The organism is Streptomyces sp. NPDC017056 (assembly GCF_044332485.1).
GTDB lineage: Bacteria > Actinomycetota > Actinomycetes > Streptomycetales > Streptomycetaceae > Streptomyces.
Map to the genome: position 1 here is coordinate 310,111 of NZ_JBIRPD010000001.1, position 23,014 is coordinate 333,124.

Sequence of the window (23,014 nt, forward strand, 5' to 3'; positions counted from 1 at the left end):
ACATTCGGGGCGCACACAACCCCGACGCGCGCCCCCTTGCCCCCGCTTGGCCAGTTCTCCGGGTCCATGACAGCGGCATTGCCGGTATGAATTCCGGGTACTCGCAACGGAGCCGGTACACAGGGGTCTGGAGGGGGACTGCAGTGATCCGGGTACTACTGGTCCACGACATCTGTCTGTTCCGATGGGCTTTGACAGAAGTACTCGACCGGGAGAACGACATCGAAGTCGCCGCCGCCACCACCGGTGACGCGGCGGAGCGGGCGTGGGCGACACGGCCCGACGTCTGCGTGGTGGACGCCGAAAGCGCGGAGCCGGCCGGTACCGGCCTGTTGCGCAAATTATCCAAACTCGCGAAATCGAAAGCGCTGGCGAAATCGCCGGCGCTGCTGGTGCTGGGTTCCGCGCGCCGCCCCGGGCCGCTGCGCCGGGCCTTCGAGGCCGACGCGCTGGGATTCGTGGACAAGGAGGCCTCACCGGTGCAGTTGACCACCGGCATACGCCAAGTGGCGGCGGGGAAACGGTTCGTCGACGGATCGCTGGGCTTCGGATTCCTGCAAGCCGCCGACATTCCGCTTACCCGCCGGGAGTTGAGTGTGCTGTCACTGGCCGCCGAGGGCTCCTCGGTCTCCGAGATCGCCGGCGTCCTGCATCTGTCGGCCGGCACCGTGCGCAACTACATGTCCGCCATCACCCGCAAGACGGGAGCCCGCAACCGCGTCGACGCCATCCGCATCTCGCGCGGGGAGGGCTGGCTGTAGCGGGACGTCGCCCGCCGACGGCGTGGCGCCGGCGCCCTCGTGCTCCCAGCCGCCCGCCAGTTCGCGGTAGAGCGCGGAGCGCCGCAGCAGATCGCGGTGCCGGCCCGTACGGGCATGCACACCGTCCATCACCAGCACCCGGTCGGCGCGCAGCGCCGAGCTGATGCGGTGCGCGACCACGATCAGCGAACCGCCGGGACGGGCCGCGAAGGCGCGTTCGGCGCGGGCCTCGGCCGCGGGGTCGAGGTGGCAGGTCGCCTCGTCGAGGACGACCAGCGGCGCGGGCGAGAGATGGGCGCGGACCAGGGCGATCAACTGGCGCTCCCCTGCCGAGAGTCCGGCCGGCGCGAGCGTGGCGTCCGGCCCGCCCAGCCGGGCGAGCAGCGCGCTCGCGCCGACCGCCTCGGCGGCGGCCGCGACCTCCGCGTCGGCGACCTCACCCGGGCACAGGTACAGCAGGTTCTCCCGCACGGTGCCGGAGAAGACGTACGCCTCCTGCGGCACCAGCACCCGGCCCTCGGTGCCGGGCCGGCAGACCTCGCCGCTCCCGGGCTCCAGCATGCCCGCGACCAGCGCGGCCAGGGTGGACTTGCCGATGCCGCTGGGGCCGACGACGGCCAGGTGCCCGCCGACCGGCAGGGTCAGGTCGAGCTTGCGCACGACCGGGTCGGCATGCGGCCCGTACGCGAAGGTCACGCCGCTGAGTTCCACGGCGACCCCGCTGCGGGGGACGCGGTGCGGCCTGGCGTCCGCCACCCCGGCCGCCGGTACGGCGGTCAGGCGGCGCAGCACCACGCCCAGCCGGGTGCCCGCCGTGCCCAGCCCGTGCATCAGGCTCTGGAGCGCCGGCAGCAGCGACTGCGACAGGTACGCGAGCGCACCCACCAGCGCCCCGGCGGTCACCCCGCGGTCGAGCAGCCAGGGCGCGGCGACCAGCAGCAGGACGATCGGCAGCCGGCCGCCGATGCCGAGGGCGAGCACCCGGCACACGCTCCAGCGGGCCAGCGCCCCGGAAGCCCGCCGTTCGGCGTCGAACCGCCGGTCCGCCGCGGCGGCCACGCTCCGCTCGGCGCCGGCCGCGGTGATGTCGCGCAGCCCGCCGACCGCCGCGCCGGCCTCCTCCGCGATGGCCTCGTCCGCCGCGAGGAACGCCTCCTGGCGGCGGGCCATCGGGCGCAGGGCCGCGACGAACAGCGCCAGCCCGAGCACCAGCGGCGGCAGGACGAGCAGCAGGAGCACGGGGGCGAGCGAGCACAGTCCGGCCAGCGCGCCGACGGTGACGAAGACGAACGACCGGGACACCAGCACCAGCCCGGCGAAGGTGTCGCGGGCGATCTCCACCTGGTGGGTCAGCCGGGAGACCGCCGCGCCGTCGGGGGCGTACAGGCCGCGGTCGACGACCTTGCGCACCAGGCTGTCGCGCAGCGGTTCCACCAGGTCGGCCACGGCCCCGTAGACGCGTGCGGTGCCGTACGCGCCGGCGCCGACGGCGACCGCCGCGGCCGCCAGCCAGGCGACGCCGACGGCCAGGCTGCCGTCCAGGAACCCGTCGTCGAGGGCGCGGGCGAGCGCGTACCCGAGCAGGAACGTCTGCCCCGATTCCACCAGGGACCAGCCGGCGAGGCGGGCCAGGACGGCGCGCCGCCGCTTGAGGAAGCGCGCCCCCGACCGCCGCAGCGGGGTGCCGGCGACGACCTCGGGCCGGCCCGCGATGGCCTCAGACATGCGCCGCCTCCTCGGCTGCCGCGGCGAACAGCTCTCGGTACTCGGGTAGTTGCCACAGTTCGGTGTGGGGCGCAAGGGCGCGAATGCGCCCGTCGTCGAGCCAGGCCACCAGGTCGGCGCGGGCCGCGGTGGCGGCGCGGTGCGCGATGACGACGCGGGTGGCGGCCTTGACGTCGTGCAGCAAGGCGCGGGATACGTGCAGCTCGGTGACGGTGTCCAGGCTGGAGGTCGCGTCGTCGAGGATGAGCAGCCGCTCGGCGTGCGCGAACGCCCGCGCCAGGCCGAGACGTTGGGCCTCGCCGCCGGACAGGGGCGCGTCGGCGCAGCGGGTCGCGTAGCCGTCCGGCAGGCGGTGGATGAACGGGGCGGCGCACGCGGCGTCGGCGGCGGCTTCCACTTCCGCGCGGGCGGGCGTGTAGGAGCCGAGCTCCAGGGTGTCCCTGAGGGTGGTGCCGAGGAGCGCCGGGCGCTCGAAGGCGTAGCCGACCGCGCGGCGCAGGGCGTCGTGTTTCAGGTCGGGCAGCGGCACGTCGTCGAGGATCACGGTGCCGGAGTCGGGGTCGGCCAGCCGCCCGGCGACCGCCGCCAGGACGGACTTGCCGGTGCCGGAGCGGCCGACGACGGCGACCGAGGTGCCGCCGGGCACGGTCAGGTCCAGGCCGCGCAGTACGGTGCGGTCGCCGCGCCGCACCGTCACGCCGTGTAGTTTCAGCGTGCCGTTGCCCTGGCCGAGCGGGCGGGAGCCGTAGCGCATCGCCGGGACGTCCAGGGCGTCCGCGACGCGCCGGGCCGCGGCACGGCTGTGCACCAGGCTGTTCAGGCGGCCGACGAGCTGGCCGATGCCGGTGGCGAGCACTGCGTACCGGGAAGCGGCGAGCAGCCCGCCGACGCTCAGCCCGCCTTGCGACAGGCGAATTCCGGCCACGCACAGCACCGCGATCTGGAGCAGCGGTACGAGCATGGCGGCCTGGGCCGTGGACCGGCCCAGCACGTGCCACATGCGGTATCCGTGGCCGGCGAGTCCGGGGAGGGGGGCGAGGATGCGGGCGGCTTCGCGGCGCCGGGTGCCCGCGGCGGCGATGGTACGGGCCCCGCCGACCGCCTCGACGAGCCGTCGGGCCATCTCGCCCTGGCTCTCCTGGTAGCGCCCGACGCAGTCGCCGGTGTCCCGCGCGAAGGCGCGCAGCAGCAGGGCCAGCAGGGGCAGGCCCAGGAGGAAGACGGCGGCGGTCCAGACGTCGACGAGCGCGAGGGCGACGAGCGCGCCGACCGGGGTGGCGAGGGCGGCGGCGGAGGACGCCAGGGCGGTGGGCGCGGTACCGGCGTGTGCGGCGTTGCCGACGACGCGGGTGACCAGGTCGCCGGTTCCGTACCGCTCGCCGGCGCGCGGCCCGGCGGCGAGGAGGTGGCGGGTCAGGCTGCGCCGTACCCAGGCGGTGCCGCGCGCGTCGGTGGTGCCGGTGAGCAGCCCTTCGAGGGCGTCCAGCAGGACGATGAGGCAGGTCAGGGCCGCGCAGGCGAGGAGCCACGACCCGGCGGGGCGGTGTGCCAGCAGCAGGTCGAGGGTGTGGCCGAGGGCGGCGGGGAGGGCCAGGCCGACGCCGGCCGAGGCGATGGTGAGCAGCAGGATCGCGGTGGCGCGCAGGGCGCTGTGGCGCAGGGCGCCGAGCAGCAGCCGGTCGGCGGGGGTGACGGTCACGGGCTCTCCCACGGGGTGTGCGTGCGGCCCACGCAGGGGCCGCACGCACGTCCGATTCACGACTACCGGATCGGCACTACCGGTTCAGGCGCTCCGGTAGGGGTGCCGTCCGGTCACACGCACAGGACGATGCTGGCGTCACTCCAGCAGAGCAGCAGGCTGGCCTCGCTGCCGCCGCCACCGCCGCCGCCGTGCTCCGGAGCGTCCATCGCCTGAAGGTCGAGAAGCGCCATGACACTTTCCTTTCACTATGGGGACGTAGTTGTACTGGTTGTACTGGTTGTGCTGGTGTTGCTGCGGTTCCGGGTGGCGGGTCTCCCCGGTCACCCGGTGGTACGGCTCCGGCACGCCGGCCGGAGCCGGCTTCAGGGCCGCCGTGTCCCGGAGGGGGGCGGCGGCGGGAGGAAGGGCAGCTGGACGGGCCGGTCGTGCAGCGCGGCCCCGAGGGCCAGCAGGCAGCCCGCGGTTCCGGTCGCCAGGTCCATCGACAGGCGCATCATCTGGTCGCCCGGGAACGCCAGGTGCTTCTGATAGGGCACGGCGTACCAGCTCAGATAGGAGATCTGGGCCGCCAGCTCGCCGTCGCGGTCGGTGCCCGGCGTGGTGGTCCGCGCGAGGTGCAGGACGCAGCCGGCGCGCCCGCGGAACAGGCCGGGCTGGGCGTAGAAGCGGGACTTGGCCGCCGGCAGGATGGCGGCCCGCGCCTCCTGGAACTCCTCGTCCGCCCGGTGCGCCAGGTAGTCGTCCAGGACGGTGGCGATGCCGACGCTGCCGCCGCCGAGGTACGGCAGGGTGCGCCGGCCCTCGTCCACGACCAGGGTGCCTTCCTTGTTCCGTACGCAGCGCGCCAGGTCGCGCCGGAGCGCCTCGGCCGCCAGGTCGAGCAGGCTCGGGTCGCCGGTGCTCTCGTACAGCCGCAGGAAGAGCAGCGCGGGACCGCTGGCGCCGCGCAGCAGGCCGGCCCGCTTTCCGCAGGCGTCGAGCCGGTCGGCGGTGTGCCCGGCGACCTCCAGGGCCCGGTCGCGCAGTGCGCGCTCGCCGCGGGTGCGGGCGAGGTGGTCGAGCGCCAGCCCGATGCCTGCCAGGCCGCCGTGCAGGTCGGGGGCGAGGCGGTGCCACTTCTCCGCGAGGATCTGCTCCATCAGCTCCATGGCCCGCTCGGGGTGGCCCAGCCGGTCCAGCACGCAGGCGACGCCGGCCAGTCCGTCGTAGAAGCCGAGCGGGGTGCCGGGGGGCGGCGGAGCGGTCTGCCGCAACAACCACTCTTCGCCTTCCCCGTACCCCCCGGCACCGGTCTCGGCGAGCGCGTAGAGGACGCCTGCCGCGCCGTACGCGACCCCCAGTCCGCCGCCGTCCGTGAACTGGGCGATGTCACCGGGGAAGAGCCGGTCGGTGCGCTCGGGGGTGGCCGAGGCGAGGATGCCGCGGACCATGGAGTCCCGGCAGCGCGGCCAGTCGGCGGGCTCCGCGGGGAGGTAGGGGGCGGGTTCCGTACGCCGCTTCGCGGGCGGGGTCTGCGGGGTGCTCGCGGGCGTGGCCTTCGGCGCGCCCTGGATCACGTCCACCGCTTCGGCCAGGAACTCCGCCGGCACGTCGGGGAACTCGTGCGCCACGACGTCGGCGAGGTGCGCGGCCTTGTCCCGGTCGATCACCAGCAGGGTGGTCATCGGCAGGAACAGCGCGAGCCGCAGGCAGGCGAGCGCGTAGTGGTCCACCTCGAAGCCGGTGCGGTCGGCGGGGGCGATGAAACCCGGGTGGGCCAGCGTCTGCCGCTGCGCCGCACCGGCCTCCGCCGCCGCCTCGAAGTCCAGCAGTTTCACGCCGCGCTCGTCGGGCGCGACCATGATGTTGAACATGTGCAGGTCGTTGAAGACGACGCCGCGGCGGTGCACGGCGGTCACCACGCCCTCGACCGCGGCGTGGATGCGCAGGGCCCACTGCGTGTACTCGGCCAGCGCGGCCGGGTCCGGCGCGGTCCCGATCAGCGGGTGCCGTTCGGCGAAGAAGGAGTTGAGGGTGCGCCCCTCCAGGTAGTCCATGACCAGGAAGCGGTGCTCGTCCAGCGTGAACCAGTCGCGGACCTCGGGCGCGACGCCCAGCCCGGACAGCTTCCGCAGCGCGTCCCGCTCGCGTTCCAGCCGCGTGACGGCGTCGGCGCGGTCGGCGGCCAGCCCGGCGTGCGGGCGCGCCTCCTTGAGCACCACCTTGTCGCCGCTGCGCCGGTCGCGGCCGAGGTAGACGCCGCCGCCGTTGGAGAAGTGCAGCGCCGACTCGATCTGGTACGGCAGGTCCGTGACGGTGGTGGAGTTGCGGGCGGCGAGCTGCGGGGCGAGGAAGTCCGGCAGCGTCACCCACTCCGGCGGCTTGAACGCCGGGCCGCGCCGGTCGGGGACCAGCTTGCCCTCGGGGTTCTCGATGGCGGCGGCGAGGCTGCCCTGCTCGTCCACGCAGTAGCGCCGGGTGAAGCCGCCGTAGCGTACGTACAGCGGGCCGTTCTGCCACCGGAGGTCGCTGAGGATGTACGGGCCCGCCTCGCCGTCGAGCAGTGCGCCCAGCTCCCGCAGGACGGTGTGCAGCTGCTGCTCGTCGGACGGGTAGATGGTGGCGAACTTGCCGCTCGAACCGCGGTCGGCGTACTTGGAGTTGCGCAGGTGCAGGGGGCGCGGTCCGGGTACGAACTTGAACGGGATCAGCCGGGCGACGCAGTAGTCCCACACCTGGGCGGCCGTCTTCTCGGCGTTGTCCGTACAGGCGGAGACGTGGATCTTCCAGCCCTGTGCGGGCAGTCCGGTGCGCGGTTCGCCCGCGGCGTCGACGGGGTTGACGTGGAGCCAGTCCCCGGAGAGGAAACACCGCCACCCTTCGGGGACTGCGCGTTGCGCCGCTTCGTAGAGCGGGCCGCTGCCCGACGGGGTACCGGTGCCGGCGGAAAGACGGTCCGGGGTCTCGTAGAAGGTTCTGTCTGCGAGACAGTAGATCTCGTACCGCTTTTCCATCGAATCCCCCCTCGGCGGCGTGGACTTGAGATTTCCACGCCGCCAGGGAGGGTTAACAGTCGCAGATGTCACGAGATCACTGTGAGAAGTTCACGAGTTACCGACGGTACGCACCGGTGGGCGCGTGCCTCGCTCCAGCACCGCCCCAGCGGGAACGCCCGCCCCGGCCGGTGGCCGGAAGCCGCTCACTCCTCGGGCGGGAAGACGGCCTCGCCGGTGTCCGCGAGCGTGATGGCTATCGCCTCGACGGGGCACCCCTCGGCGGCGGCCAGCACGTCTTCGTCCGCGTCGCGTTCGGACCGGCGCGGATGCGACTGCCGGGCCGCGTCCAGCTCGAATCCGCCGGGCGCGGTGGCCGCGCACATCCCGGAGCCGATGCACACGCCCCGGTCCACCGTCACGCGCCAGCGGGGCCCGCCCTCCGGCTCGCCGCCCGTACCGCCCCTACCGCTCATGCCGCCCTCACCCTTCCGCCGGCAGGTGGATCGTCTTGTGCTCCAGGTACGCGCCGAAGCCCTCGGGCCCGAACTCCCGCCCGATGCCGGAGTTCTTGTAGCCGCCGAAGGGCCCGAGCACGTCGATGCTGAAGGTGTTCACGGAGTACGTGCCGGTGCGCACCCGCCGCGCGATGTCGACGCCGTGCCCGGTGTCCGCGGTCCACACCGAGCCGGACAGCCCGTAGTCGGAGTCGTTGGCGATCCGGACGGCCTCCTCCTCGGTCTCGTACGGCAGCAGGCAGATCACCGGGCCGAAGATCTCCTCGCGGGCGATGCGCATCGCGTTGGACACCTCGCCGAACAGCGTCGGCTCCACGTACCAGCCGGTCTCCGCGCCCTTCGGCCGCCCGCCGCCCGTCAGCACCTTGGCGCCCTCCCGCTGCCCGACGGAGATGTAGTCCAGCGAGCGCTGCTGCTGGCGCCGGGTGACCAGCGGGCCCAGCTCGGTCGCCGGGTCCAGGGGGTCGCCGATGCGCAGCGCGCCGGCGGCGGCGACGAACCGCTCGGCGATCTCGTCGTAGTGCTCGCGGGGCGCCAGGATGCGCGACTGGGCGATGCACGCCTGCCCGTTGACGAGCCACGCGAACGGCGCGATGCCCGCCACCGCGGCGTCCAGGTCGGCGTCCGGCAGGATGATCGCCGCCGACTTGCCGCCCAGCTCCAGCGTCACCCGCGTCAGCCGGCGCGCCGCCACCTCCATGACGCGCTTGCCCGCCGCGACCGAGCCGGTGAAGGCCACCTTGTCCACGTCCGGGTGCCCGACCAGGTACTCGCTCACCTCCCGGTCCGCCGGGAGGATCGACAGCACGCCCGGGGGCAGCCCGGCCCCGCTCGCGATGTCCGCCAGGACGTACGCGTCCAGCGGCGTCTCCGGCGACACCTTGAGGACCACCGAGCAGCCGGCCAGCAGCGCGGGCGCCAGCTTGGCCGCCGCGGTGAACTGCGGCACGTTCCACGGCACCACGGCCGCCACCACGCCCACCGGCTCGCGCCGCACCAGCAGCGGCCCCAGCGCGCCGGCCCTGCGCTCCTCGAACGGGAAGTCGCGCGCGACGGTGACGGCCGCGTCCCACGCCATCATCGCGGCGAGCGCCTGCACCATGACGGAGGAGGTGTACGGGGTGCCGTTCTCGGCGCTGACGACCCTGGCGATCTCCTCGCTGCGCGCGGCGAAGGCGTCCTTGATCCGGGTGACCACCGCGATCCGCTCCGCGAGCGGCGTCCGCGCCCACACCCCGGAGTCGAAGGAGGAGCGGGCCGCGGAGACGGCGCGGTCCACGTCGGTCCGCGAGGCGTGCGGCACCCGGCCGATGACCTGCTCGGTGTGCGGCGAGACCACCTCGATGGTGTCGCCGCCGGCCGGATCGGCGAACTCGCCGCCTATATAGAGCCGTCCGTGCTCGACGAGGTCGCTCATGGCTGCCGCCTCCTGCGGGTCGACCGTCCGGGAATGCCGCCGAAGTTTCTGACGCTGCATCAGAACTGATACCAGTTGCAGTTATGGTGGGCAATGCTCGGCACGGCGGCGCGGCTTGGCCGCGCGGAGGCGGGGAGGCGGCGGATGCCGGAGGCGACCGGAACCGGGCAGGCCACGGCCGGCCCCGGGGTGACCGACCACAAGGGCGGCGTGTGGTCCGTCGCCGTACCCATCCCGGACAACCCGCTCGGCCACACCCTCGTCCACCTCGTGGAGACCCGCCGCGGCCCGGTCCTCGTCGACACCGGCTGGGACGACCCGGACTCCTGGGACACCCTGGCCGCCGGGATCGCCGCCTGCGGCTTCGACGTCACCGGCCTCCACGGCGTACTGATCACCCACCACCACCCGGACCACCACGGCCTCTCCGCCCGCGTACGGGAGGTCTCCGGCGCGTGGATCGCCATGCACGACGCCGACACCGCCGTCGTACGCCGCACCCGCGAGGCCGAACCCGGCCGGTGGCTGGACTACTTGACCGCCAAGCTGACCGCGGCAGGAGCACCCGACGCCCACCTGGCGCCGTTGCGCACGGCGCGCGCCGAGGGCGGCGGACGGGCGCTGCCCGGCCAGCGGGCCGCGCTGCCCGACCGCGCCATCGCCCCCGGCGAACTGCTCGACCTGCCGGGCCGCCGGCTCCGCGCCGTCTGGACACCGGGGCACACGCCGGGCCACGTGTGCCTGCACCTGGAGGAGGAGCACCCGGCGCGCAGGCCCGGGCACGGCCGGCTCTTCTCCGGCGACCACCTGCTGCCCGGCATCAGCCCGCACATCGGGCTGTACGAGGACCCGGACGACGCGACGGCCACCGACCCCCTCGGCGACTACCTCGACTCCCTGCGCCGGGTCGCCCGCCTCGCGCCCGCCGAGGTGCTGCCCGCGCACCAGCACGCCTTCACCGACGCGGCAGGACGGGTACGCGAGCTGCTCGCCCACCACGAGGCGCGGCTCGCCGGCCTGCGCGCCCTGCTCGCCGTACCCCGCACGCCCTGGCAGCTCGCCGAGGCCATGGAGTGGAACCGCCCGTGGGAGCGGATTCCGTACGGGTCGCGCACCATCGCGGTCTCCGAGGCCGAGGCCCATCTGCGCCGCCTGGTCGCGCTGGGACAGGCCGAGCCGGTCCCGGGCTCGGACCCCGTCGCCTATCTGGCCGTCTGAGGAGCGCGCCCGGCCGCCCGCGGTACGCGCGTACGGGCCCGGGCCGTCCGGAGGGCACCCGTAAGCCGCCGGTTAAAGTGTGCGGGACAATTTCATCCCGTGCCCGATCGGGGGAAGCCGGTGGAAATCCGGCGCTGACCCGCAACCGTGATCCGGGACGTACGGCACCGACGCGTCGGACGCCGGGGCCGCGCACCGGCCCGGGCACCCCGGCCGCCCGTACGCCCGGCGAGCCGGAGCACTCGTTGGGGCACGACCAAGGCTCCCGCCACCGCAAGGCCGCGCCTCCTCGCGCGGACGGCCGGTGCGCGGCACCGTCGAGGTATGCGGAGCTGAGCCCGGTGCCACCGCGGCCGACGACCGATCGGCGTGCGGCGGGGCGTCCGAGTGCGGCTGCGCGCCCACCGCAGCGAACTGACCCGAGAGGCACCGACCCGATGGCCACCACGGCTTCCCAGGCTCCCCTGGCTCCCAGGGCTTCCACGGCCCCCACCTTCGCCGTCCTGGCGCGCCGCGCCGCCGCGGCGCTGGCCGGCGCCGCCGTGCTGTGTGCGGCCGGCGCGCCCGTGGCGGCCGCCGACTCCCCCACGCCCGCCGCCAAGCTGCCCGACGGTCTGTACGGCACGAAGGACCCGCAGTTCGACGGCGTGTGGCGGCAGTCGCTGGCGCTGCTCGCGCAGCGCACCGTCGGGGTGCGCCCGTCGGTGACGGGCGTCGACTGGCTCGCCGGCCAGCAGTGCTCCGACGGTGCCTTCGCCGCCTTCCGGGCCACCCCGGCCAAGGCGTGCGACGGCAAGACGATGCGGGACACCAACCAGACGGGCGCCGCCGTGCAGGCGCTGGCCGCGCTCGGCGGGCACGACGACGCCGTGCAGAAGGCCGTGAAGTGGTTGAAGTCGGTGCAGAACAAGGACGGCGGCTGGAGCTCGATGAGCGGCTCGCCCAGTGACGCCAACTCCACGTCCGTGGTGATCGGCGCGCTCAAGGCGGCGGGCGAGAAGCCGGAGTCCGTCAAGAAGGGCGGCAAGTCCCCGTACGACGCGCTGGTCACCTTCCAGCTGGGCTGCGAGGCGAAGAAGGGGGAGCGCGGCGCGTTCGCCTTCCAGCCCAAGGACGGCAAGCTGGCCCCGAACGCGGACGCCACCGCGGCGGCCGTGCTCGGCGGGCTGGGCGACGGCTTCGTCGTGGACCCGGCGGGCAAGGACGTCAACGAGCCGGTCGAGCCGTTGAAGTGCGACGGCGGCAAGGCCAAGCAGCGGGACCCGAAGAAGGCCGCCGAGGGCGGTGCGGCGTACCTGGTCTCGGTGCTCGACGCGGGCGGGCAGCACCTCAAGTCCGCGATGCCGGGCGCGGAGAACCAGCCCGACGTGGGCAACACCGCCGACGCCGTACTGGCGCTCGCCGCCGGTTCGCACGGCGCGGCCGCCCAGAAGCCGTTGCAGTGGCTGGAGAAGAACTCCGCGAAGTGGGCCAAGGAAGGCGGCCCGGCCGCGTACGCGCAGCTGGTGCTGGCCGCGCACGCCGCCGGCGGCGACCCGCGCGCCTTCGGCGGCAACGACCTGGTCGCGCAGCTGAACGCCACCGGGCCGAAGCCGGCCGGCAGCGCCGCGCCGTCCGCCGCCCCGCAGAAGGACGCGAAGGACAAGGACGACTCGGGCTCCGGCACGTGGTGGATCGTCGGCGTCGTGTTCGTGGCGAGCGTCGGCGCCGGGTTCCTGGTGAGCGGCCGCCGGCACAAGAGCGGTTCCTGATGCGCCCGCCGCGGCCCCGGCACGTCCGCCTGCTCGGCGCCCTGGTCCTGGCCGGCACGGTCACGGGCCTGGGCGCCGCGCCCGCGCAGGCGCAGGAGTACCGCTACTGGTCGTTCTGGGACGGACCGGCGGCGGGCGCCTCACCGGCGAAGGACGGGGGCTGGTCGTACGCGACCGAGGGCCCGGCCACCAGCCGCCCCCGGGACGGTGCCGTGGCGGGCTTCCGTTTCACCGTCAGCGCCGACTCGGCGGCGGCCGGCAAGCCGCGCCGCGCCGCGGACTTCGCCGCGATCTGCGGGAAGACGCCCGCCGAGGACGGCTCCAAGCGCGTCGGGCTGGTCCTCGACTTCGGCACGAAGGCGGAGGCGCCGGGCGGCGAGACCCCGCCCGCGGTCCGTACGGAGTGCGCGCGGCTGCCCGAGGACGGCACGGTCGGTGACGCGCTGGCCGCCGTCGCGGGGCCGCTGCGCTACGACGCGAACGCGCTGCTGTGCGCGATCGCCGGGTACCCGAAGTCGGGCTGCGCCGACAAGGCAGGACCGGGCTCGGCGCCGGGGTCCGGCACCCCGGACCCCGGTGCCTCCGGGGACGCGTCCGCCTCCGGCGAGGGTGCGGACGGCGACGACTCGGGCGGCCCCTCCGCCGGACTGATCGGCGGCATCGCCGCCGTGGTCGTCCTGGGCGCGGCGGCCGGGTGGCAGGCGCGCCGCCGCCGCGGATGAGCGCCCGCGCCCCCCGGGCGACCCGCTCGACCGCGCTGCACGCGGGCGCCTGGTGGCTGTGGGCACTGGGCCTGGCCACCGCCGCTTCGCGGACGACCAACCCGCTGCTGCTGGGCCTGCTGATCGGGGTCGCCGGGTACGTGGTCGCGGCGCGCCGCTCGGACGCGCCGTGGGCCCGCTCGTACGGCGCGTTCCTGAAACTGGGCCTGCTGGTCATCGGCATCCGGCTGGTCTTCGCGTTCTTCCTCGGCTCGCCCATCCCCGGCACCCACACCCTGGTGACGCTGCCGGAAGTGCCGCTGCCCGAGTGGGCACGCGGCGTGCGCATCGGCGGCCGGGTCACCGTCGAAGGCATGCTCTTCGCCTTCTACGACGGCCTGAAACTTGGCACCCTGCTCATCTGCGTCGGCGCCGCCAACGCACTCGCCAGCCCCGCCCGGCTGCTCAAGTCGCTGCCGGGGGCGCTGTACGAGGCGGGCGTCGCGGTCGTCGTCGCGATGACCTTCGCGCCCCACCTCGTCGCCGACGTCCAGCGACTGCGGGCCGCGCGCCGCCTGCGCGGCCGCCCCGACCGGGGGTTCAAGGCGCTGCTCCAGGTGGGGCTGCCCGTCCTGGAAGGCGCGCTGGAACGCTCGGTGTCACTGGCGGCGGCCATGGACGCGCGCGGCTACGGCCGTACGGCCCAGGTGCCGACCGCCGTACGGCACACCACCACGGCACTCACCCTCGGCGGCCTGCTCGGGGTGTGCGCCGGCACGTACGGGCTGCTGGCCGACACGGGAGCGGCGTACGGCCTGCCGGTGCTGCTCGCCGGGCTCGTCGCGGCCCTCGGCGGACTGTGGCTGGGCGGCCGCAGGACCGTGCGCAGCCGCTACCGCCCGGACCGGTGGGGCGTGCGCGCCTGGCTGGTCTCCGGGTCGGGCGTCGCGGTGGCGGCCGTGATGATCTGGGCGAACTCCTACGACCCGGCCGCTCTGCACCCGCCCGCCGTCCCGCTCACCGCGCCCGCCCTCCCGCTGTGGCCGGCCGCCGGAATCCTGGTGGGCCTGCTGCCCGCGTTCGTGGCGCCGCTGCCGCCACGGGCCTCGGGAGCGGCGGCCGAGGAGGCGGAGGAGACGGACGGCCGGGACCGTACGGGTCCCCGGCGGACCGCAGTCAGCACGTCACCGGCGCCGGGCGCGCCGCACACGAAGGAGTCCCCCCAGTGATCCGCTTCGACCAGGTGTCGGTCACCTACGGGGACGCCGCACGGCCCGCCGTCCAGGGCATCGACCTGACCGTGCCGGAGGGCGAACTCTGCCTCCTCGTCGGCCCGTCCGGCGTCGGCAAGTCCACCGTCCTGAACGCCGTCTGCGGCCTCGTACCGCACTTCACCGGCGGCACCCTGCACGGCCGCGTCGCCGTGGCGGGCCGGGACACGCGCACCCACAAGCCGCGCGAACTGGCCGACGTGGTCGGCACCGTGGGCCAGGACCCGCTCGCCCACTTCGTCACCGACACCGTCGAGGACGAACTCGCCTACGGCATGGAGTCGCTGGGCCTGGCCCCCGACGTCATGCGCCGCCGCGTCGAGGAGACCCTCGACCTCCTCGGCCTCGCCGACCTGCGCGACCGCGCCATCACCACGCTCTCCGGCGGCCAGCAGCAGCGCGTCGCGATCGGCTCGGTCCTCACCACCCACCCCAAGGTGCTGGTCCTGGACGAGCCGACCTCGGCCCTCGACCCGGCCGCCGCCGAAGAGGTGCTCGCCGTACTGCAACGCCTGGTGCACGACCTCGGCACCACGGTCCTGCTGGCCGAACACCGGCTGGAGCGCGTCGTCCAGTACGCGGACCAGGTCATCCTGCTGCCCGCCCCCGGCGCGCCGCCGGTCGTCGGCGCGCCCGCCGACATCATGGCCGTCTCCCCCGTCCACCCGCCGGTGGTGGCCCTCGGCCGCCTCGCCCACTGGTCGCCGCTGCCGCTGTCCGTACGCGACGCCCGCCGCAAGGCGTCGTCGCTGCGCGAACGGCTCACGGGGGTGGAACCGGGCGGCACGGCGCTGTCCGGGCCGTCCGGAGCGGTGCCTGCCGGGCCGGACGAGGCTGCCGGGCCCGCCGGGGCGGCCCCGGGTGACACCGGCGCCGCCCGTAAACGCTTCGGCCGGTGGCGCCGCCGCGAGGACCGCCAGGAAACCGGCACCCACCCCGCGCCGCTGTCCGCCGTACCCGCCTCCGGCCCGCTCGCCGCCGAAACCGTGGGCCTCTCCGTACGGCGCGGCCGGACCGACGCCCTGCACCGCGTCGGCCTGGCCGTACGCGCGGGCGAGACCATCGCCCTCATGGGCCGCAACGGCGCGGGCAAGTCCACACTCCTGACCACCCTCGTCGGGATGCACGAGCCCGCCGCCGGCTCGGTACGCGTCGGCGGCGCCGCACCGCACCGCACCGGCCCGCGCGAGCTGCTGCGGCACGTCGGCCTCGTACCGCAGGAACCGCGCGACCTGCTGTACGCGGACACCGTCGCCGCCGAGTGCGCCGCCGCCGACCACGACGCGGACGCCGCCCCCGGCACCTGCCGGGCGCTGGTCACCCGGCTGCTCCCGGACGTAGGGGACGACACCCACCCGCGCGACCTCTCCGAGGGCCAGCGGCTCGCCCTCGCACTGGCCGTCGTGCTCACCGCCCGCCCGCCGCTGCTCCTGCTCGACGAGCCGACCCGCGGCCTGGACTACGCGGCCAAGGGCCGCCTGGTGGAACTGCTGCGCGGACTGGCCGCCGAGGGGCACGCCATCGTCCTGGCCACGCACGACGTCGAACTGGCCGCCGAGCTCGCCCACCGCGTCGTCATCCTCGCGGACGGCGAGATCGTCGCGGACGGGCCCACCGCCGAGGTCGTCGTCTCCTCGCCCGCCTTCGCGCCGCAGGTCGCCAAGGTGCTCGCGCCCCTGCCGTGGCTCACCGTGCCACAGGTCGCCCACGCCCTGGAGGCCACGGCATGAGCCGTACGCTCCCCGCCCCGCCCGACCGGCAGGCGCGCGCCGTCCGGCTGGGCCCGCGCGCCGTCACCGCGCTCGTCCTCGTCTCGGCCGCCGGCGTCATGGCCTTCGGATGGCCGCTGCTGGCCAACTCCGCCTCCGGCCTCGCGCACTCCCACGACGCTCCGTGGCTGTTCGCGGCACTGCTGCCGCTGCTGCTCGCCGTCGTCGTGGCCACGATCGCCGACACCTCGGCCTCCGCCGCCTCCGGCGGCGCCCCCGGCCTGGACGCGAAGGCCATCGCCATGCTCGGCGTCCTGGCCGCGGCGGGCGCGGCGATGCGCCCGCTCGGCGCGGGCACCGCCGGCATCGAGCCGATGTTCTTCCTGATGGTGCTGGCGGGCCGGGTACTGGGCCCCGGCTTCGGCTTCGTGCTCGGCTCGGTGTCGATGTTCGCCTCCGCGCTGCTGACCGGCGGCGTGGGGCCGTGGATGCCGTTCCAGATGCTGTCGATGGGGTGGGTGGCGATGGGCGCGGGCCTGCTGCCGGGACCCGACCGGCTGCGCGGCCGCCGCGAACTCGTGGTGATCGCGGCGTACGGCGCCGTCGCCGCCGTCCTGTACGGCCTGGTCATGAACCTCCAGGGCTGGCCCTACATCGGCGGCATGGGCTCGGGCGTCTCGTTCGTACCCGGCGACCCGCTGCCGGACAACCTGGCCCGCTTCCTGGCCTACTGCCTGGCCACCTCGCTCGGCTGGGACCTGCCCCGCGCCCTGGTCACGGTCGTCCTCACCCTCACCCTCGGCGGCACCCTCCTCAAGGCACTGCGCCGGGCCACCCGCCGCGCGGCTTTCGACGCCCCGGCGACGTTCGAGTCGGCACCGGGGGCAGACCGGAAACCGGGAGCGGAACAAGCCCCGCAGTAACAGGCAGGCCCGAACCGCCGTAACAGGCAGGTCCGGCCATGGCCTATTACCCCCACCCCTCCTCCCTGTGACCCCACCCACAGGACTTCCGTCACATACGAGCCCCCTTCGTAGACCGACCCCTCCCGTCGATCCGCTACCTCTCGGGGATACACGGGCAGGACTTCCCGCCCCGCGTGCGAGATCCACTAGTAAGAGCGGGGGATTGCCATCCCGCCCGAGCACTTCCCAGGGTGGATGTGTCGCCGAGAGCAGCGCGGCCTCTCCCCCCGGCCGCGCCCTCGGCGGCGCCCCTTGCACCCTGTCGGAAGGTTCCTCCTCCGTGACCTCCCCCTCGTCCACGATCACCAGCCGTCTCGCCGCCCGCAAGAAGGCCGCCGTCGTCGTCGGCGCCGTCGCCCTGGGCGCTTCGGCCGCCGCCTTCGGCGCCACTCCGGCCCAGGCCGCCGCCCCCGCGCAGGCCCCGTCCTCCGCGAGCGCGAGCGACGCCAAGGCCGCGGCGCACAAGCTGATCCCGGACCAGGCGCAGTACCAGTGCTTCAGCAACATCGTCGAGCGGGAGAGCGGCTGGAACCCGACCGCCACCAACCCGTCCAGCGGCGCCTACGGCCTCGTCCAGGCACAGCCGGGCTCGAAGATGGCCTCGGCGGGCCCGGACTGGAAGACCAACCCGGAGACCCAGATCAAGTGGGGCCTGGACTACATGAACACCACCTACGGCAGCCCCTGCGACGCCTGGAACTTCTGGCAGTCCCACAACTGGTACTGAGCAGCCGGCACCGAGCAGCCGGTACTGAGCAGCGGAGCCCCCGGACCGACTCTGTCGCCGGGGGCAAGCGGCGTCCGGTTATCGGCCCTTGTGATCCAATAACGGGATGAGCGACATGGGCACGTCTCTGGGGCCGCTGGAGTGGTCCGGTGACCGCTGGACGGTGGGTGACTACAGCCGCCCGTACGGCGACTGGCTGGTGTTCCGCGCCGACGGGCTGTACCAGCGCACCCGCACCGAGGAGCTGCTGATCCCCTGGTCGAGGATCATGCTGGGCCCCCGCTTCACCCTCGGCGAGAAGCACCCGAAAAGCGGCAATTACGGCCCGATGGCCATGCTCGGCGGGCTGCCGGGCCCCTGGAAGGGGATCGGCCGCGGCTATCTGCACATGACACTGCGCCACCCGTACGAGGACCGGGTGGTCGCCTTCAACCGCCACCCCCGCTGGTACGACATGACCGAACTCGCCCTGTTCGGCGCGCTGCTCGCGCACACCGGACATGCCAAAAAGGTCCACAAGTTCGGTGACGCGGACTGGGTGGGCCACGCGATCGGGCAACTGCTGCGGCAGCGGCCCCGCAAGCTCCGCGAGATCGAGCGGGTAATGGACGAGATTCTCCAGGCATGAGGGTCCCGGGGCCGCCGCCCCGCGCCCTCACAGTCGCTGGATGATCGTCCCCGTCGCCAGTCCCCCGCCCGCGCACATCGTGACCAGCGCGAACTCCTTGTCCGTGCGCTCCAGCTCGTGCAGCGCGGTGGTGATGAGCCGCGCCCCCGTCGCGCCGACCGGGTGGCCCAGTGCGATCGCGCCGCCGTTCACATTGACCTTCTCCAGGTCCTGTTCGAAGACCTGCGCCCACGACAGCACGACCGAGGCGAACGCCTCGTTGATCTCGACGAGGTCGATGTCCTTGAGCGACATCCCGGCCTTGCCCAGGACGGCCCGGGTCGCGTCGATCGGCCCGTCGAGGTGGTAGTGCGGGTCCGCGCCGACCAGGGCCTGGGCGACGATCCTGGCCCGCGCCTTGAGCTTGAGCGCGCGGGCCATCCGCTTGGACGCCCACAGCACCGCGCTCGCGCCGTCGGAGATCTGCGAGCAGTTGCCGGCCGTGTGCACGGCGGTCGGCATGACCGGCTTGAGTCCGCCGAGCGCCGCCAAGCTCGTGTCGCGCAGCCCCTCGTCGCGGTCCACGAGCCGCCACATGCCCTGCCCCGCGGCCTGTTCCTCCTCCGTGGTCGGCACCTGCACCGCGAACGTCTCGCGCTTGAAGCGTTCCTCGGCCCAGGCGGCCGCGGCCCGCTCCTGGGAGAGGAGGCCGAGCGCGTCCACGTTCTCGCGGGTCAGGCCCCGGTTGCGGGCGATGCGTTCGGCCGCCTCGAACTGGTTGGGCAGGTCCACGTTCCACTCGTCCGGCCAGGGTTTGCCCGGCCCGTACTTGGAGCCGCTGCCCAGCGGCACCCGGGACATGGCCTCCACCCCGCACCCGATGCCGATGTCGACGACGCCGGCCGCGACCATGTTGGCGACCATGTGGTTGGCCTGCTGGGACGAGCCGCACTGGCAGTCCACGGTGGTGGCAGCGGTCTCGTACGGGAGGCCCATCGTCAGCCAGGCGGTGCGCGCCGGGTTCATGGACTGCTCGCCGGCGTGGGTGACCGTGCCGCCGACGATCTGTTCGACGCAGTCGGGCTGGATGCCGGTGCGGGCGAGCAGTTCGCGGTAGGTCTCGCCGAGGAGGTAGGCGGGGTGGAGGTTGGCGAGCGCGCCGCCGCGCTTGCCGATCGGGGTGCGTACGGCTTCGACGATGACGGGTTCCGCGGCCATGACTGACTCGTCCTCTCCTCGCGCCCCGCAGGACGTCCCGGCACCCCCGACGGCGGAACTGGTACGCGTTCTAGTTCCACGGACAGTCTCTTGAGGCGCAGCCGGGGGCGCAAGGGTGCTGCACCGCCCTTCGGCCGGTATTCGCGTGCGCGCGGCGGCAGTTGGCGGCTCCTGCCCCCTTGCCACTTATAGAACTCGTTACTACCTTCACGGCCATGAGCTGACGGGCCGTCAGGACAGCCGACCGGCCGGCCGGTACCGGTCCGGACCAGATCTGGAGTGCCGAGATGCCTTGCCCCGCGCTGCCCGACGGATTCGACCTCACCGACCCCGACGTCTACCAGAGCCGCGTACCGCTGCCCGAGTTCGCCCGGCTGCGGCGGACCGCCCCCGTCTGGTGGAACGCCCAGCCGCACGGCATCGCCGGGTTCGACGACGACGGCTACTGGGCCGTGACCCGCCACGAGGACGTCAAGGAGGTCTCCACCCGGCCGGAGCTCTTCTCGGCGAGCCTCAACACCTCGATCATCCGCTTCAACGCGGCGATGACCCGCGACAAGATCGACGTACAGAAACTGATCATGCTGAACATGGACCCGCCGGAGCACACCCGGGTCCGCCAGATCGTCCAGCGCGGCTTCACGCCCCGCGCCATCCGCGCCCTGGAAGAGGCCCTGCGCGGCCGGGCGCGGGCCATCGTCGCCGAGGCGCGGCGCAAGGAGTCCGGCGACTTCGTCACCGACATCGCCTGCGAACTCCCCCTCCAGGCCATCGCCGAGCTGATCGGCATCCCGCAGGACGACCGGGCCCGCATCTTCGACTGGTCGAACAAGATGATCGCGTACGACGACCCCGAGCTGGCCATCACCGAGGAGGTCGGCGGCAACGCGGCCGCCGAGCTGATCTCGTACGCGATGAACCTGGCCGCGGCCCGCAAGGAGTGCCCGGCCGAGGACATCGTCAGCCGGCTCGTCGCGGCGGAGGACGAGGGCAACCTCGCCTCGGACGAGTTCGGGTTCTTCGTCCTGCTGCTGGCCGTGGCGGGCAACGAGACGACGCGTAACGCGATCACGCACGGCATGCACGCGTTCCTGACCCACCCGGACCAGTGGGACCTGTACAAGCGGGAGCGGCCGCGCACCGCGGCCGAGGAGATCGTGCGCTGGGCGACCCCCGTCGTCTCCTTCCAGCGCACCGCCACCCAGGACACGACCCTGGGCGGCGCGCGGATCGGCAAGGGCCAGCGCGTCGGCCTCTTCTACGCCTCCGCCAACCACGACCCCGAGGTCTTCGACCACCCCGAGACGTTCGACATCACCCGCGATCCCAATCCGCACCTGGGATTCGGCGGCGGCGGCCCGCACTTCTGCCTCGGCAAGTCGCTCGCGGTCCTGGAGATCGACCTGATCTTCAACGCGATCGCGGACGCCGTGCCGGACATCGCCCTCGCGGGCTCCCCGCGCCGCCTGCGGTCCGCCTGGCTCAACGGGGTGAAGGAACTGCGGGTCCGGTACGCGTAGGCCGCCGGTCGCCGTCCCCCTGCGTCCCCGCGGCCCCGCGTCGTCACTTTTGCGTCTCCTGTGGTTCCTTCGGTCCTCAACCTTGCCAACGGCTACTGGCAGACTTACATTCAACTCGCCAGTAACACCGGCGAGTTCTGCACACCCTCCACGTGACCTCCACGTGCCCCCACGCTCCGGTCACGTGTCCAGCACGTTCCCCCACACTTTTCGGCTGCGCGATCCACCGCACATCGAAGGGGACCACTCACATGAAGGACGCACACGGCAGACACGTCACGGGGCGGGTCAGCTGGCGCAAGTTCGCCGTGCTGTCCGTGCCGGCCTTCGCCGGGACGGCGGCCCTGGCCATCGCCCTGGCCAACGGCGCGCTCGCGGCCTCGTTCGCCGTATCGGGCCAGCAGTTCAAGGTGTCCGCCGCCTCCCTCAAGGGCGACGGTTTCGCCCAGTACGGCGGCGTCGACCAGAACGCCCGCGGCGACCTGCTGCCGGTGGCCGTGACCGCCATCAAGAAGGCCGAGCTGCGCAGCCTGTGCCAGTCGGTCGTCACCACCCTGCCGGTGATCGGCGACATCTCGCTCAACCTCACCGCGGGCAGGGGGAATACGCCGGTCAAGGCGACCGACCTCTTCGTGGACGCCACTCAGCTCTCCGGCAACGCCGACTTCAACAACATCGAGATCGGCCGGGACGCCTCCACCCTCGACAAGGGCCCCGCCACCGCCCAGGGCATGCAGGACCTCTTCGCCCAGCAGGCCGACGACGTGAACATCACCAACCTCAAGCAGACGGCCTGGGCCACCAACGCCGGAACCTTCCGGCTGTCCGGTCTGAGCATGGCCATCTCCAAGGGCAAGAAGGAATGCTTCTGACCCGGCGGCGCCGGCGCACCACGGCCTGGCGGCGCTGGCGCAAGGGCCGCCCCTTCTGGGGCGGGCTGGCGGCCGTCGTCGCCGGCGCGGAGATCTGCGCGATTCCGCTGGCGCCGCTCAAGGTCATGCTCCAGCAGGGCATCGCCGGAATCCCGTCGGTCCTGATGGGCATCGTGATGATCCTGATGGGCCTGTCCGCGTGGTTCGCGCCGCACTACCGGGGCCTGGCCGGCATCCTCACCGTCCTGGTCGCCGCCGCGGCGCTGGTCATGTCCAACCTCGGCGGGTTCCTGTTCGGCACGATCGTCGGCATCCTCGGCGGCGGCATGATCTTCGCCTGGCAGCCGCGTCCGCTGCCGGAACCGGGTACGGATACCGGGCCGGACGCGGATACCGGGTCGGGTACGACCACCGGGCCCGGCGCCGAACCGGAACCGGCACCGTCGGCACCGTCGGACACCAAGCAGCCGCAGAGCTGACCCCCGGCCCGGACCGTCCCCCCAGCCCGGTCCGGTCCGCCCCTCCCGCCGCAGCACCGTCCCCTCCGGCTTTCCCCCTGGCCCGTCGTACGCGTACGTCAGGGACGTCGTCCGCGTACGCCGGTCCGTCATGTGTACACACCGCTCGCAGAAGGAGATCCGCGATGACGCACAGACCCGCACGCTCTCGCGCACATCACTCCCGCGTACGGCCGCGCGCCCTGCTCGCCGCCGGTACGGGGATCCTCGCGACCGCGTCCCTGTCCCTGGCCCTCACCGGCTCGGCCGCCGCCCAACCCGCCACCGGCCGGCCCGTCGCCCTCGACTCGACCACCGTCACCCCCGCAGGGCACTCCTACACCGCCGACCTCAGCGGCAAGGCCACCTTCAAGGCCGGTTCGGTGACCGTGACCTGCACCGTCTCGCACGCCACCGGCCAGGTACCAAACGCCCCGGACAACACCAACGCCACCGGCCCGGTCAGCAACGGCATCTCGGCCCCCACCTACAGCTCCTGCACCACCAGCATGCCGGGCGTCCGCGCCACCATCGAGACCTCCGGCGACTGGGGCGTCTCCATGCAGAACGGGTCGTCCATCACCGCCGGGCTGACCATTCCGACCGGCGGCTTCGTCCTGAAGACCAGCGGCCTGGCCACATGTACGGTGACCGCGGCACCCACCGGCGCAGCGGTGGTGAGCGGCACCTGGACCAACGGCGCGCCGTCCTCCCTCACCTTCACCAACGCCTCGGTACCGGTGAAGGTCGTCGGCGGCTTCGGCTGCCCGACCAGCGCCACCACCTCCACCTTCAACGCGAACTACCGGGTCGCCGACACCACCGACCCGGCGTCGCAGATCACGGTCACCGGCTGACGCACC

Annotated in this window: 19 protein-coding genes, 1 pseudogene and 1 riboswitch; of the genes and pseudogenes, 13 read left to right on the forward strand and 7 right to left on the reverse strand. The window is 73.8% G+C overall.

Annotated features, from left to right (window positions below; all coding sequences use genetic code 11):
* Window positions 1–86: 86 nt before the first annotated feature.
* Window positions 87–677 (forward strand): annotated as a pseudogene (locus tag ACH4OW_RS01415) (LuxR C-terminal-related transcriptional regulator); the annotation flags it as partial.
* On the opposite strand, the gene ACH4OW_RS01420 reads toward ACH4OW_RS01415, so the two are convergent.
* The 6 genes from ACH4OW_RS01420 to ACH4OW_RS01445 form a co-directional block, all read right to left on the reverse strand.
* The gene (locus tag ACH4OW_RS01420) at window positions 603–2,486 is read right to left on the reverse strand and encodes an ATP-binding cassette domain-containing protein (protein ID WP_398024045.1); all 1,884 of its coding nucleotides are present in this window, start codon (window positions 2,484–2,486) and stop codon (window positions 603–605) included. The pseudogene ACH4OW_RS01415 and the gene ACH4OW_RS01420 sit on opposite strands and share 75 nt — an antisense overlap.
* Window positions 2,479–4,185, reverse strand: a complete 1,707-nt coding sequence (locus tag ACH4OW_RS01425; protein WP_398024047.1) for an ATP-binding cassette domain-containing protein — start codon at window positions 4,183–4,185, stop codon at window positions 2,479–2,481. Before ACH4OW_RS01425 ends, ACH4OW_RS01420 begins: the two co-directional genes overlap by 8 nt.
* A gap of 113 nt (window positions 4,186–4,298) precedes the next feature.
* Window positions 4,299–4,418: a SapB/AmfS family lanthipeptide gene (locus ACH4OW_RS01430; RefSeq protein ID WP_360136838.1), complete on the reverse strand. Its 120-nt coding sequence runs from the start codon at window positions 4,416–4,418 to the stop codon at window positions 4,299–4,301.
* Between the two features lie 132 nt (window positions 4,419–4,550).
* Window positions 4,551–7,181, reverse strand: coding sequence for a class III lanthionine synthetase LanKC (lanKC, locus tag ACH4OW_RS01435; protein ID WP_398024049.1), 2,631 nt, complete (start codon window positions 7,179–7,181; stop codon window positions 4,551–4,553).
* Window positions 7,182–7,366: 185 nt separating this feature from the next.
* Entirely contained in the window at window positions 7,367–7,636 is a 270-nt protein-coding gene (locus ACH4OW_RS01440; protein ID WP_398024051.1) for a ferredoxin, read from the reverse strand.
* Between the two features lie 7 nt (window positions 7,637–7,643).
* The gene (locus ACH4OW_RS01445) at window positions 7,644–9,095 is read right to left on the reverse strand and encodes an aldehyde dehydrogenase (protein ID WP_398024053.1); all 1,452 of its coding nucleotides are present in this window, start codon (window positions 9,093–9,095) and stop codon (window positions 7,644–7,646) included.
* Window positions 9,096–9,239: 144 nt separating this feature from the next.
* Between ACH4OW_RS01445 and ACH4OW_RS01450 the strand changes: the two genes are divergently transcribed.
* The 8 genes from ACH4OW_RS01450 (at window position 9,240) to ACH4OW_RS01485 (ending at window position 18,065) form a co-directional block, all read left to right on the forward strand.
* Window positions 9,240–10,313 carry an MBL fold metallo-hydrolase gene (locus tag ACH4OW_RS01450; RefSeq protein ID WP_360136842.1) on the forward strand — a complete coding sequence of 358 codons (1,074 nt, stop codon included), beginning with the start codon at window positions 9,240–9,242 and terminating at the stop codon, window positions 10,311–10,313.
* A gap of 80 nt (window positions 10,314–10,393) precedes the next feature.
* A riboswitch (cobalamin riboswitch) is annotated at window positions 10,394–10,495 on the forward strand.
* A 255-nt stretch (window positions 10,496–10,750) separates the two neighbouring features.
* Entirely contained in the window at window positions 10,751–12,064 is a 1,314-nt protein-coding gene (locus ACH4OW_RS01455) for a prenyltransferase/squalene oxidase repeat-containing protein (protein WP_360136843.1), read from the forward strand.
* Window positions 12,064–12,786 (forward strand): SCO2322 family protein, encoded by a 723-nt coding sequence (locus ACH4OW_RS01460; RefSeq protein WP_398024056.1) that lies wholly within the window; start codon window positions 12,064–12,066, stop codon window positions 12,784–12,786. Before ACH4OW_RS01455 ends, ACH4OW_RS01460 begins: the two co-directional genes overlap by 1 nt.
* Complete coding sequence (locus ACH4OW_RS01465) at window positions 12,783–13,994, forward strand: CbiQ family ECF transporter T component (protein WP_398024058.1); 1,212 nt, start codon at window positions 12,783–12,785, stop codon at window positions 13,992–13,994. Before ACH4OW_RS01460 ends, ACH4OW_RS01465 begins: the two co-directional genes overlap by 4 nt.
* Window positions 13,991–15,766 (forward strand): ABC transporter ATP-binding protein, encoded by a 1,776-nt coding sequence (locus tag ACH4OW_RS01470; RefSeq protein ID WP_398024060.1) that lies wholly within the window; start codon window positions 13,991–13,993, stop codon window positions 15,764–15,766. Before ACH4OW_RS01465 ends, ACH4OW_RS01470 begins: the two co-directional genes overlap by 4 nt.
* Window positions 15,763–16,668, forward strand: a complete 906-nt coding sequence (locus tag ACH4OW_RS01475; RefSeq protein ID WP_398024063.1) for an ECF transporter S component — start codon at window positions 15,763–15,765, stop codon at window positions 16,666–16,668. Before ACH4OW_RS01470 ends, ACH4OW_RS01475 begins: the two co-directional genes overlap by 4 nt.
* A 322-nt stretch (window positions 16,669–16,990) precedes the next feature.
* The gene (locus ACH4OW_RS01480; protein ID WP_398024065.1) at window positions 16,991–17,437 is read left to right on the forward strand and encodes a transglycosylase SLT domain-containing protein; all 447 of its coding nucleotides are present in this window, start codon (window positions 16,991–16,993) and stop codon (window positions 17,435–17,437) included.
* Between the two features lie 106 nt (window positions 17,438–17,543).
* Window positions 17,544–18,065, forward strand: a complete 522-nt coding sequence (locus tag ACH4OW_RS01485; RefSeq protein WP_398024067.1) for a hypothetical protein — start codon at window positions 17,544–17,546, stop codon at window positions 18,063–18,065.
* Between the two features lie 27 nt (window positions 18,066–18,092).
* Here ACH4OW_RS01485 and ACH4OW_RS01490 read toward each other — a convergent pair whose 3' ends face one another.
* Entirely contained in the window at window positions 18,093–19,262 is a 1,170-nt protein-coding gene (locus ACH4OW_RS01490) for a steroid 3-ketoacyl-CoA thiolase (RefSeq protein ID WP_360136850.1), read from the reverse strand.
* 287 nt (window positions 19,263–19,549) lie between these two features.
* Here ACH4OW_RS01490 and ACH4OW_RS01495 point away from each other — a divergent pair, with 287 nt between their 5' ends.
* From ACH4OW_RS01495 to ACH4OW_RS01510, 4 genes are all read left to right on the forward strand, one after another.
* The gene (locus tag ACH4OW_RS01495; RefSeq protein ID WP_360136851.1) at window positions 19,550–20,782 is read left to right on the forward strand and encodes a cytochrome P450; all 1,233 of its coding nucleotides are present in this window, start codon (window positions 19,550–19,552) and stop codon (window positions 20,780–20,782) included.
* 251 nt (window positions 20,783–21,033) lie between these two features.
* Window positions 21,034–21,654: a DUF6230 family protein gene (locus tag ACH4OW_RS01500; RefSeq protein WP_398024070.1), complete on the forward strand. Its 621-nt coding sequence runs from the start codon at window positions 21,034–21,036 to the stop codon at window positions 21,652–21,654.
* Complete coding sequence (locus tag ACH4OW_RS01505; RefSeq protein ID WP_360136853.1) at window positions 21,645–22,133, forward strand: DUF6114 domain-containing protein; 489 nt, start codon at window positions 21,645–21,647, stop codon at window positions 22,131–22,133. The genes ACH4OW_RS01500 and ACH4OW_RS01505 overlap by 10 nt, the downstream gene beginning before the upstream one ends.
* 164 nt (window positions 22,134–22,297) lie before the next feature.
* Window positions 22,298–23,008 carry a hypothetical protein gene (locus ACH4OW_RS01510; RefSeq protein WP_398024072.1) on the forward strand — a complete coding sequence of 237 codons (711 nt, stop codon included), beginning with the start codon at window positions 22,298–22,300 and terminating at the stop codon, window positions 23,006–23,008.
* Window positions 23,009–23,014 lie beyond the last annotated feature (6 nt).